12 protein-coding genes are annotated in these 11,537 nt (G+C 66.8%); 4 read left to right on the plus strand and 8 right to left on the minus strand.

Going from position 1 to position 11,537, the window contains the following annotated elements; genetic code table 11:
• Nucleotides 1-11: 11 nt before the first annotated feature.
• On the plus strand, nt 12-848 hold the full coding sequence (locus KZX42_RS15840) for an aldo/keto reductase (RefSeq protein ID WP_248120940.1): 837 nt from the start codon (nt 12-14) through the stop codon (nt 846-848).
• Nucleotides 849-878: 30 nt separating this feature from the next.
• On the opposite strand, the gene KZX42_RS15845 is transcribed toward KZX42_RS15840, so the two are convergent.
• Nucleotides 879-1,280 carry an HIT family protein gene (locus KZX42_RS15845; protein ID WP_248120941.1) on the minus strand — a complete coding sequence of 134 codons (402 nt, stop codon included), beginning with the start codon at nt 1,278-1,280 and terminating at the stop codon, nt 879-881.
• The gene (locus tag KZX42_RS15850) at nt 1,280-2,176 is read right to left on the minus strand and encodes an SIMPL domain-containing protein (protein ID WP_248120944.1); all 897 of its coding nucleotides are present in this window, start codon (nt 2,174-2,176) and stop codon (nt 1,280-1,282) included. The genes KZX42_RS15845 and KZX42_RS15850 overlap by 1 nt, the downstream gene beginning before the upstream one ends.
• A 139-nt stretch (nt 2,177-2,315) precedes the next feature.
• Here KZX42_RS15850 and mdh point away from each other — a divergent pair, with 139 nt between their 5' ends.
• Nucleotides 2,316-3,278 carry a malate dehydrogenase gene (gene mdh / locus KZX42_RS15855; RefSeq protein WP_248120946.1) on the plus strand — a complete coding sequence of 321 codons (963 nt, stop codon included), beginning with the start codon at nt 2,316-2,318 and terminating at the stop codon, nt 3,276-3,278.
• An 83-nt stretch (nt 3,279-3,361) separates the two neighbouring features.
• Here the strand turns inward: mdh and zapE are convergent, their stop codons facing one another.
• The gene (zapE, locus tag KZX42_RS15860) at nt 3,362-4,453 is read right to left on the minus strand and encodes a cell division protein ZapE (protein ID WP_248120948.1); all 1,092 of its coding nucleotides are present in this window, start codon (nt 4,451-4,453) and stop codon (nt 3,362-3,364) included.
• Between the two features lie 143 nt (nt 4,454-4,596).
• Between zapE and KZX42_RS15865 the strand changes: the two genes are divergently transcribed.
• Together KZX42_RS15865 and rarD are read left to right on the plus strand one after the other, a co-directional pair.
• On the plus strand, nt 4,597-5,643 hold the full coding sequence (locus tag KZX42_RS15865) for an aspartate-semialdehyde dehydrogenase (RefSeq protein WP_248120950.1): 1,047 nt from the start codon (nt 4,597-4,599) through the stop codon (nt 5,641-5,643).
• Nucleotides 5,644-5,800: 157 nt separating this feature from the next.
• Nucleotides 5,801-6,721, plus strand: a complete 921-nt coding sequence (gene rarD, locus KZX42_RS15870; protein WP_248120952.1) for an EamA family transporter RarD — start codon at nt 5,801-5,803, stop codon at nt 6,719-6,721.
• Here rarD and KZX42_RS15875 read toward each other — a convergent pair.
• The 5 genes from KZX42_RS15875 to KZX42_RS15895 form a co-directional block, all read right to left on the minus strand.
• Complete coding sequence (locus KZX42_RS15875) at nt 6,718-7,851, minus strand: serine hydrolase domain-containing protein (RefSeq protein WP_248120954.1); 1,134 nt, start codon at nt 7,849-7,851, stop codon at nt 6,718-6,720. The genes rarD and KZX42_RS15875 overlap by 4 nt on opposite strands.
• A 45-nt stretch (nt 7,852-7,896) precedes the next feature.
• On the minus strand, nt 7,897-8,718 hold the full coding sequence (locus tag KZX42_RS15880; RefSeq protein WP_248120955.1) for a hypothetical protein: 822 nt from the start codon (nt 8,716-8,718) through the stop codon (nt 7,897-7,899).
• Nucleotides 8,719-8,801: 83 nt separating this feature from the next.
• On the minus strand, nt 8,802-9,071 hold the full coding sequence (locus KZX42_RS15885) for an ATP synthase F1 subunit epsilon (RefSeq protein WP_248120957.1): 270 nt from the start codon (nt 9,069-9,071) through the stop codon (nt 8,802-8,804).
• A gap of 2 nt (nt 9,072-9,073) precedes the next feature.
• On the minus strand, nt 9,074-10,630 hold the full coding sequence (gene atpD / locus KZX42_RS15890; protein WP_248121001.1) for a F0F1 ATP synthase subunit beta: 1,557 nt from the start codon (nt 10,628-10,630) through the stop codon (nt 9,074-9,076).
• Between the two features lie 16 nt (nt 10,631-10,646).
• The gene (locus KZX42_RS15895) at nt 10,647-11,525 is read right to left on the minus strand and encodes a F0F1 ATP synthase subunit gamma (protein ID WP_248120959.1); all 879 of its coding nucleotides are present in this window, start codon (nt 11,523-11,525) and stop codon (nt 10,647-10,649) included.
• Nucleotides 11,526-11,537 lie beyond the last annotated feature (12 nt).

Consider the following 11,537-nt stretch of genomic DNA (forward strand, 5'->3'; position numbering starts at 1 on the left):
TCAGGACGGACATGACCCGCCTCGTCACATTCGCCGACGGTACGACCGTTCCCGCCCTCGGCCAAGGCGCCTGGGAGATCGGCGACGACCCCGCCCGGCGCGACCAGGATCAGCAGGCCCTGTCGCGCGGGATCGACCTCGGCATGAGCCTGATCGACACGGCCGAACTTTATGGCGACGGCCGCTCGGAACGGCTGGTGGGCGAGGTCATCGCCGGTCGCCGCGACGAGGTTTTCATAGTCTCCAAGGTGCGGCCCGAGAACGCCTCGGAGATGAAGATGATGCTGGCCTGCGAACGCTCGCTGGAGCGGCTCAAGGTCGACCGGCTGGACCTCTATCTGCTGCACTGGGAAGGCCACATTCCGCTGGAGGAGACGGTGGAGGCGTTTCGCGAGCTGGTGGATGAGGGGATGATCGCCCGCTGGGGCGTGTCCAACCTGGACCTGGATGCGATGGAGCGGCTGATGCAGATCGAAGGGGCCGAGGACTGCGCCGTCAACCAACTGCTCTACAACCTGGGTTCGCGCGGGGTGGAATACGATCTGCTGCCGTGGATGCAGGCGCGCGACATGCCGATGATGGCCTATTCGCCCCTGGGACGCGGCGGCCTGTTGGAGCATCCCCTCATCCTGGACATCGCCAACCGGCATTCGGCCGAGCCGGCCCAGGTGGCCCTGGCCGCCGTCCTGCGCCACGACGGCGTCATCGCCATCCCCAAGGCGGGCAGCGTCGAACACGTCGAGGCCAACGCGGACGCCCTGGACATCCAGTTCGACCCGGAGGACCTGGAACGGCTGGACCAGGCCTTCCCCCCACCGACCCAGGCTGTGCCGCTGGATATCATCTGAGACTATCCGCCATCATCCTAGACCTTGTGGCTAGGATGACGAACGGAGGATGGACAACAGCCGCGCCCGGTCATCCTCCGTATACGGAACAGCCGGCCCTCGCCCCCAGACGGGATCGGGCCACAGGTCGTCGTCGCGGCGGCGGCCCACGACATGAACGTGCAACTGAGCGGTGATGTTGCCGATGACGCCGACGTTAAGTTTGTCGACCGGCCTCAACCGCCGCAACAGCGCTCCGGCGCGCACCGTCTCCTCCATCAGCATCACCCGCTGATCCGCGCTCAAATCCTCCAGCTCCACCGCCCCTTCGACGTGCGGGATCAGGATCAGCCAGGGAAACCGCGCATCGTCCTGCAGCCGCACATGGCACAGCGGCCAGTCGGCGGCCGCGACCGATCCGGCCTCGAAGGCCGGCGCGACGGAAAACCCCATCAGTTCAGCCCGTAGATGACGCAGGCGCTGTCGGTCAGGGTCTGCAACGGGGGCTGCAACGCCAGTCGCGCCGCCGCGATGTCCGTTTCGCTGGGGCCAGGTCCGCCTGCCGCCGGGGCGGGCGGCGGCGGCGGCGCTGCATATTCCATGCGCCTCTGCACCCTCGATCCCGTCACCACCACCTCGTCCACCGTCGTCTCCTGACCGCTCCCGGCAGCGTAGGAGGGCCAACCCGCCAACACGTCTGTCTGACAGACGCGACCTGACGGATCGATGATCTTGACCCGGCCCAGGGTGGCGCCCGCATTCGTCGCCGCCGCTTCGGCCCGGCGCCGCGCATCCTTCATCGCCTCGGCCTGAAGATTGGCCTTCCAGCCGTTTTCCGGCTCCAGGTTGAAGTTCACCTGGCTGATGGAGGTCGGACGCGAGGCGACGATGGTGGCGTAAACCCGCTCGATCAGCGTCACGTCGCGCACGGTGACACGCACGGACGCATCGGCCTGATAGCGGGCGATCCGGTCGGCGCGGGTGTTGTCGCGCATCACCCCGTCGCCATCGCGATACTGGTCATAGATGGGCTGGGTGGTGACGCTGGTCTCGACCCGCACCTTGTCCGCGCCATAGGCCGACAGCGCCTGGCTCAGCGCCCGCACCTGGTCGGCGGCGGCGCGCGAGGCCTCCGTCACGCTGCGATCCACCGACTGGAAGCTGGCCGAGACGAAGGCGCGGTTGGCCTGGATTTCGACCCGCACCTGGCCGACCGAGGCGATGACCGGATCGCGCATCCACCAGGGCGCGGGGATATAGCGGTCGCCGACGGTCGCGGGCGGCGTCTGGGCCAGCGCAGGCGCGGCGACCGAGGCCAGCAGCAGGGCGAAAGCGAATGAACGGCGCATCGAAATCCTCCGGTTGTCGCCCGACCTTCGCAAGCCTGACCAAGGCCGTAAAGCGAGGTTCTTGCGACAGGCGCGCGAGGGGTCTATGCCGCCCGCACGATTAATCCCCATTTCGCACACGCAATAAACGGAGACATCCATGGCTCGCGCGAAGATCGCCCTTATCGGCGCCGGCATGATCGGCGGCACCCTGGCCCACGTGGCCGCTCGCGAAGCCCTGGGCGACGTGATCCTGTTCGACATCGCCGAAGGCACGCCGCAGGGCAAGGCGCTGGACATCGCCGAGGCCTCGGCCGTCTTCGGCCAGGACGTAGCCCTGAAGGGCGCCAACGACTATGCCGACATCGCGGGCGCCGACGTCTGCATCGTCACCGCCGGCGTGCCGCGCAAGCCGGGCATGAGCCGCGACGACCTGATCGGCATCAACCTGAAGGTCATGAAGGCCGTCGGCGAAGGCATCAAGGCCCACGCCCCCAACGCCTTCGTCATCTGCATCACCAACCCGCTCGACGCCATGGTCTGGGCCCTGCAGAAGTTCTCGGGTCTGCCCAAGGAGAAGGTCGTCGGCATGGCTGGCGTCCTCGACTCGGCGCGTTTCGCCTACTTCCTGGCTGAAAAGACCGGCGTGTCGGTTCAGGACATCCATGCCTGGACCCTGGGCGGTCACGGCGACGACATGGTGCCGATGGTGCGTCACTCGACCGTCGGCGGCCTACCCCTGCCGGACGCCGTCGCCGCCGGCTTCCTGAGCCAGGCCGATCTGGACGCCATCGTCGACCGCACCCGCAAGGGCGGCGGCGAGATCGTGGCCCTGCTGAAGACCGGCTCGGCCTTCTACGCCCCGGCTGAATCCGCCATCGCCATGGCCAAGTCGTACTTGCTTGACCAGAAGCGCGTCCTGCCCTGCGCCGTCTGGCTGTCGGGCGAATACGGCCTGTCGGACCTCTACGTCGGCGTCCCCGCCCTGATCGGCGCCGGCGGCGTCGAGAAGGTGGTCGAGTTCACCACCAACGACGAAGAAAAGGCGATGTTCGAAAAGTCCGTCGCCTCGGTCCAGGGCCTGCTGCAGGCCTGCAAGGACATTGATTCTTCGCTGGCCTAAGCCAAGCGTCAATCGAATAACAATGGGCCGCGGAGCAATCCGCGGCCCTTTTTCTTTCTCCCTTCTCCCGTTGGGAGGGAGGTTCAATCCCGCACGTGCGCCAGCCAGTCCTTGCTTTGCATCTCGTTGAAGCGCGAAACGGTGCGTTCGAACTCGAACGCCCCCACCCCCTCGGTATAGAGGGCCTCAGGCTTGGCCGCCGCCAGCACGATCAGCTTGGTCTTGGCCTCGTAAAGCGCGTCCACCAGGGTCACCAGACGCCGCGCCTCGTGGTGGTTGGCCGAACTCAGGATCGGCACATCCTCTAGGAACAGGGTGTGGAACCGCTGGGCGATGGCCAGATAGTCCTGCGGCCCCAGCGGCCGGGCGCACAGGTCGGCGAAGGTCGCCCGCGCCATCGACCCCACGGTTCGCTCCACCACCACGTCGCGGCCCAGCACCGTCAGGTGCGCCGGTTCCTCCGGCTCTCCCCCCTTCAGTTCGCGCCACAGGTCCTCGAACGCCGCGCGGTCTTCGGGCGTGTGCCAAACCTGGGCCGAGGTCATCCGGTCCAGCCGCCAGTCGCGCGCCCCGGCCGTCTCCACCACCACGCAGCGCTGGCGGATGATGTCGATGAAGGGGGTGAACAGCTGGCGATTGATGCCGTTCTTGTAGAGGTCTTCCGGCGCGCGGTTCGAGGTGATGGCCAGCACCACGCGGTCCTCGAACAGGGCCTCGAACAGCCGCCCCAGGATCATGGCGTCGGCGATGTCTGTAACCTGCAGCTCGTCGAAGCACAGCAGCCGGGCTTCCGAGGCGATCAGCTTGGCGATCGGCGGGATCGGGTCGTCGCCCTTATGGGTTCCGAACACGGCCTTCCGGGTCCTGGCGTCCCCCTCGCGCCACTGTTTCACCAGATCGTGGATGCGGGCCATGAAGGCGTGGAAGTGCGCCCGCGTCTTTCGCGGCTCGGGCGTCGCCGAATAGAACAGGTCCATCAGCATCGACTTGCCCCGTCCGGGCGGCCCGTACAGATAGACGCCGCGCACCTCGGGCGGCTTTCCGAACAGACCCCGCTTGCCCAGATCGACCTCGAGGCGTTCCAGCGCGGTGATCACGTCGGCCTGCGCCGGATCGGGCGTCAGAACGCCCTCTTCCACGCGGATATCGTAGGCGTTGCGGATGCGGGAGGTCATGGCGGCCCTGCTTAAAGTCCCCCGCGCCGAAAAGCGATTGCTTCGCGGCTGCGAACGCCTAAATGCACAGCACACACCAAACCGCGCTCAAGCAGCAAGGCTCCGCTGAGCCGAGCGTCAGCGCGTCCGAAGGACCAACAAAAATGGGTTATCGCGTCGCCATCGTCGGAGCCACGGGCAATGTGGGCCGCGAAATGCTGAACATCCTGGAGGAAGTCGAATTCCCCGTGGATGAGATTCACGCCATCGCCTCGCGCAAGTCCAAGGGCGTGGAAGTCTCCTTCGGCGACAAGACCATCAAATGCCAGGACATCGAACAGTTCGACTTCTCCTCCGTCGATCTCGTCCTGATGTCCGCCGGCGGCGCGGTGTCCAGGGAATGGTCGGAAAAGATCGGCAAGGCCGGTCCCATCGTCATCGACAACTCCTCGGCCTTCCGCAAGGACGCCGACGTGCCGCTGATCGTGCCGGAAGTGAACCCCGACGCCATCAAGGACGCGACCAAGAAGAACATCATCGCCAACCCCAACTGCTCGACCATCCAGCTGGTCACGGCGCTGAAGCCGCTGCACGATGCGGCCAAGATCAAGCGCGTGGTCGTCTCGACCTATCAGTCGGTATCCGGCGCCGGCAAGGAAGGCATGGACGAGCTGTGGAACCAGACCAAGGCCATCTACGGCCTGGGCGATGCGCGTCCCAAGAAGTTCCCCAAACAGATCGCCTTCAACGTCATCCCCTACATCGGCGCCTTCCTGGAAGACGGTTCGACCGACGAGGAGCAGAAGATGTCGGACGAGACGCACAAGATGCTGGACCCGAACATCCAGGTCACCGTCACCTGCGTGCGCGTGCCGGTCTTTGTCGGTCACTCCGAGGCCGTGAACATTCAGTTCGACCGCCCCCTCGCCCCAGACGAAGCCCGCGCCATCCTGCGCGAGGCGCCGGGCGTGCTGGTCATCGATAAGCAGGAGCACGACGGCTATATCACCCCCGTCGACGCCGCCGGCGAACACGCCGTCTATGTGTCGCGCATCCGCAAGGACCCGACGGTCGAGAACGGCCTGAACCTGTGGGTCGTGTCCGACAACCTGCGCAAGGGCGCCGCCCTGAACGCCGTCCAGATCGCCCAGCTTCTGGACGAGACCGGCGTCATCAAGTCCTCGTCGGGCTATCGTTCGATCACGGTGTAGGCGGCTTCGAACTCAACACTCACCGTCGTCCTCGGGCTTGCCCCAAGGATCGGACCTGACAAGCGTCCATGCTCTACCCGTTCGCATCAGCGGCCGATCACCCGATCCTCGGCTCCAGCACGAGGATGACGGCGAAGGCGTGGAAGGATAAGCGCCCATGACATCCGCCACCCCCAACGACCCCCGCGCGGTCGGCACCGCCGTCGCCTGCTACACTCTGTGGGGTCTGTTGCCGCTGCTGTTCATGGCCATGGCGGCGGCGGGGTTTGGCGCGCCCGAAATCTTGGCCCACCGGGCGGTCTGGTCGGTCTTCGTCGCCGGAGCGGTGCTGCTGATGGCCGGGCGGTGGGGCGAGGCGCGTCAGGTGCTGGCCAGCCCGCGCACCCTGGCCTGGCTGGCTCTGTCGGCCCTGCTGATCGGCACGAACTGGAGCCTCTATGTCTTCGCCACCACCCATCACGCGACGCTGGAGGCCAGCCTCGGCTACTATATCAATCCCCTGCTGAACATGGCGGCGGGCGCCGTCCTGTTCCGCGAGAAGATCGACCGCTGGAGCGCCGCCGCCATCGCCCTGGCCGCCGTCGGGGTGGCGGTCCAGACCGTGGCCCTGGGTCATGTGCCGATCATCGGCCTGACGCTGGCGGTCACCTTCTGCGCCTATGCGGTGATCCGAAAGCGTGTCCCGGCCTCGGCCCAGACCGGCCTTTTCGTCGAATGCCTCGTTCTGCTGCCCATCGGCGCCGTCTTCCTGGCCTGGCTGGCCACCCATGGCCAGGCCGCCGGCTTCGCCTCGCCCACGGGCCTGGCCTGGGCGCTTTTCAGCGGCCTGGCGACGGTGGTGCCCCTGGTCCTGTTCGCCTGGTCGGCGCGGCGCCTGCCTCTGTCGACCATCGGCTTCATCCAGTTCCTGGCCCCGACGCTGCAGTTCGCCTGCGGCGTCCTGACCGGCGAGGCCCTGACGCCGCTGCGCATCGTCTCCTTCGTCTTCATCTGGACCGGCGCGGCCGTCTTCGCCCTGGGCGCCCTCAACCGCTCGCGCGCCGCGCGGCGCGCCGTGGCCCTGTCCGAAACCGTCTAGAGCGCAGCGTAAACCGCCTCCAGCAGGCGCCGCGGGCGCGGATCGCCGATCAGGTGCGGCGACTGCCGCGTCATCACATAGGCTGCCGACAGGCGCTGCGACGGATCGGCCATGGCCATCGACCCGCCCCAGCCGTAATGGCCCCAGGCCGCGTTCGGGCCAAAGACATTCAGCCCGTCGTTGCGCATCAGGCCCGCCGCCCAGCTGATGACATAGGGCAGGACCTTGTCCTGACCGTGGATGCGTTCGCGGGTCAGTTGCTCCAACGTCTGGCCCGAAAGGATCGAACGGCCGTTCAGCCGCCCCTCATTGGCGACCACGCCCAGCAGTTTCGCCAGTCCCAGCGCCGTGCCGTGCAAATTGGCCGAGGGAATCTCCATCCGCCGCCACTCCACCGACCCGCGCCCGCCCGGCGCCGAGCCGCGGTCCAGGAAGGCCGCCTGTTTGATCGGGTCGATGGTCCCCAGGCTGGGCGCCGCCGTCGGCTTTCTCATCTGCGCGACACGGCCATGTTCGCTGTCAGGCAGGCCGATCCACAGGTCCAGATTGGCAAAGTCTTCGCGCAGGGTGTGGCCCATGGTCCGGCCCGTCGCCCGGCGGAACACTGCATTGGCCAGATAGCCGACCGTGATCGGGTGGTATCCGGACGCCGTTCCCGGGGCCCACATCGGCGCCTGGGCGGCCAGCTTCTCGACCACGGCCTGGGCGTCGAACCAGATGGAGGGTTCAACCGCCTCTGAGAAGCCCGGCAGGCCCGACTGGTGGCTCAGCAGTTGGGCCACGGTCACGTCCTCTTTCCCCGCCGCCCCGAACGCGGGCCACAGCGAGGCGACCGTCTGGTCGTAATCCACCTGCCCCGCCTCGACCGCCGTCGCCATCAACAGGGCCATGACCGCCTTGCCGGTCGAAAAGACCGAGGTCAGGGTGGTGTTCGTGAACGGCGTCGTCTTCGCCGTATCGGCCCAGCCGCCCCACAGATCGACGACCGTCTCCTCCTCGATCACCACGCTGAACCGGGCCGCCTGTTCGTCCAGCCCCTCGGGCGCGTCGGTGAAGTTGGCGGCGAACGCCTCCCGCACAGCCTCGAAACCGGGCGCGCAGACGCCGTGAATGTCGATAAGATCGGTCATGCGCCGGTCTTAGCCGCCCGCCGCCGATCTGTCAGCCGGGCGCGCTTATTCCAGCAACCCGCGCGTAGAGGCTTCGCCCGGCGTCAGATTCAGGATCAGCTCCAGCCGCGCCCCCTCCGCAGGCGCGCTGGGACGGTGGGCCGTCAGGGTCATGCCGTGCCCGCGATAGCGTTGCGCCGTCATTTCAGGCAGGGCTATCGGTCCGCCGTCCTTCCTCCAGCCCAGGCTTTCCAGCCGTTCCAGCGCCATCTGCGCCGCGTCGGCATAGCCATAGACCAGCACCTGACAAGCCGGATCGTGGAAGGTCACGAAGGCGGCCATGCCGTGCCTGTCGCTGGGGGCATCGGCGATCATGGCAGTAAAGCCCATAGTGCTGTAGGACGCCGCCTCGCGCATTTCCGGCAGAGGGATCATCTGCACCGGCGCACCGCGTCCATAGCCGGCGTCGAAGGCGGCTTGGCGCAGCCCCTCCAGCGAATAGGGCTTGTCGCCCAGGAACCAGCCGCAGAACCCGTCGACGCCGTTCAATATGGCGATCACGGGCTCGACCGGCGGCGGCGGTGCAGGACGGGTAGGCGCGGGACCTACAGCCGCGCTGGTCGACGCCTGTTCTGTAATCCCCTGCGCCGCCACGGCCCGCGCTTGGGCGTTGGCTCGCGCGATCCGCGCCTCCAAGGCCGCGCTCGAAGGACACGACGTCGGAATATGAATGACCTGGCCCGCCCCGCCCAGGCGCACCGGGGGCTGATAGATCGCCATGGCGGGCCGGCACCCGTTGGCGTCCAGGTTCGGCTCGACCATGGCCGCGCAGCCGGACATTCCGCCGACCCCCGCCAGAACCGCAAACAGGGTCGTAATGCGCTTCACGATCGCCTCGGAGGAATTGAAAACGGCCCCGACGCGATCACGCCAGGGCCGTTTTCGTCAACTGAAATATGCGCGTTCGACGATCAGCCCGCGACGACCTCGGTGGCCTGTTCGGCCAGGATGGTCAGGCCCTCGCCGTTCACGTCGGCGAAGCCGCCGTGGACGTCATACTGGGTCTTGGCGCCGCCATTATAGACGGTGACCAGGCCTTCGCGCAGGGCGGTCATGAAGGGCGCGTGGTCGGGGAGCACGCCGAAGTCGCCCTCGACGCCCGGCGCGTCCACCTGGTCCACGAGGCCCGAAAAGACCTCGCGTTCCGGCGAAACGAGGGAGAAGTTCAGCTTGCCGGCCATGATCAGGCTTCCGCCGCCATCTTCTCGGCCTTGGCGACGGCCTCTTCGATGGCGCCGACCATGTAGAATGCGGCTTCCGGCAGATGGTCGTATTCACCGGCCACGATGCCCTTGAACGAGCGGATCGTGTCGGCCAGTTCGACGAACTTGCCGGGCGAGTTGGTGAACTGTTCGGCCACGAAGAAGGGCTGCGACAGGAAGCGCTGGATCTTGCGGGCGCGCGACACGACCAGCTTGTCCTCTTCCGACAGCTCGTCCATGCCCAGGATGGCGATGATGTCCTTCAGGCCCTTGTACTGCTGCAGCACTTCCTGGACCGAACGAGCGACCTGATAGTGTTCTTCGCCGATGACCAGCGGGTCCATGATCCGCGAGGTCGAGTCTAGCGGATCGACGGCGGGGAAGATGGCCTGGGCGGCGATGTCACGCGACAGCATGGTCGTCGCGTCCAGGTGGGCGAACGAGGCGGCCGGCGCCGGGTCGGTGGGGTCATCGGCCGGGACGTAGATGGCCTGGACCGAGGTGATCGAGCCCTTCTTGGTCGAGGTGATGCGCTCTTGCAGGTTGCCCATCTCGGTGGCCAGCGTCGGCTGATAGCCCACGGCGGACGGGATACGGCCCAACAACGCCGACACTTCCGAACCGGCTTGCGTGAAGCGGAAGATGTTGTCGACGAACAGCAGAACGTCCTTGCCTTCCTCGTCGCGGAAATACTCGGCCTGGGCCAGGCCGGTCAGGGCGACGCGGGCGCGGGCGCCGGGGGGCTCGTTCATCTGGCCATAGACCAGGGCGCACTTGGAGCCTTCGGTCGAGCCGTCGTTCTTGGCCGGGTCCACGTTCACGTTGGACTCGATCATCTCGTGATACAGGTCGTTGCCTTCGCGGGTGCGCTCGCCCACGCCGGCCAGAACCGAATAACCGCCGTACGCCTTGGCGATGTTGTTGATCAGTTCCTGCATGGTGACGGTCTTGCCCACACCGGCGCCGCCGAACAGGCCGATCTTGCCGCCCTTGGTGTAGGGGCAGATCAGGTCGATCACCTTGATGCCCGTGACCAGGATTTCCGACGAGGTCGTCTGTTCCTCGAAGGTCGGAGCCTCGCGGTGGATCGGGCGGTATTCCGTGGTCTGGATCGGACCGGCCTCGTCGATCGGCTGGCCGACGACATTCATGATGCGGCCCAGCACGCCCGGGCCCACCGGGGTCTGGATCGAGGCGCCGGTGTCGGTCACGGCCTGGCCGCGCGTCAGGCCCTCGGTCGTGTCCATCGAGATGGTGCGGACCATGTTCTCACCCAGGTGCTGGGCGACTTCCAGAACCAGGGTGAAGGGCTCGCCCGTCTTCTGGTCGATGTTCTGGGTGTGCAGGGCGTTCAGGATCGCCGGCAGGTGGCCGTCGAACTCAACGTCGACGACGGCGCCGATGACCTGGGCGATGCGGCCTGCGGCGGCGGCGTTGACGGGCGCGGCGTCCGGGGCGGCCTTCTTGGCGGCGGGCTTGCGGGCGGCGGGCTTCTTGGGGGCGACGGTGTCGGTCATGGCTGGGGTCCGTGTCGGAATGTCTGTGCGGTCGGGATCAGAGGGCTTCGGCGCCGGCGATGATCTCGATCAGCTCGGTGGTGATCTGGGCTTGGCGCTTGCGGTTGTATTGCAGCGTCAGGGCGTTGATGAGGTCGCCGGCGTTGCGCGTGGCGTTGTCCATCGCCGCCATCTGCGACCCGAAGAAGCCCGCCTGGTTCTCGTACAGAGCCGCCAGGATCTGGGTCGTCAGGTTGCGCGGAAGCAGGGTTTCCAGGATTTCCTCTTCCGACGGCTCATACTCATAGACCGCGCCGTTCAGGTCGATCGGCTGCGCATCGCCCTCGACCACGGCCGGGATCAGCTGCTTGCCGGTCGGGACCTGTTGGATCACCGACTTGAACTGGCTGTAGAACAGGGTGACCACGTCGGCCTGACCGTCCTCGAACGCGGTGGCGATCATTTCGGCGACCGGCTGGGCCGAAGGCAGGCCGATGGTCTTGTGTTCCGACAGTTCGAAGGTGTGGATCACCTTGTCGCCATACAGACGCGACAGTTGGTCCCGCGACTTCTTGCCGACGGCGATGATCTTCACGTCCTTGCCGTTGGCGATCAGGCTGTTGATCCGCTCGCGCGCGGCGCGGATGACGTTGGTCGAGAAGCCGCCCGCCAGACCCTTGTCCGCCGTGGCCACCACGATCAGGTGACGCTGATCGCCGCCCGTGCCCGCCAGCAGGCGCGGCGCGTCGGAGCCCGACACGCCGGCGGCCAGGTTGGCGATGACCGAGGCCATCTTCTGCGCATAGGGACGGGCGCTCTCGGCCTGATCCTGGGCGCGTTTCAGCTTGGCCGCGGCGACCATCTGCATGGCTTTCGTGATCTTCTGCGTGGCTTTCACGCTTCCGATCCGATTGCGCATTTCCTTTAGGCTGGCCATCCGGCGCTACTC

Source organism: Brevundimonas sp. EYE_349, assembly GCF_023147505.1.
Taxonomy (GTDB): Bacteria; Pseudomonadota; Alphaproteobacteria; order Caulobacterales; family Caulobacteraceae; genus Brevundimonas.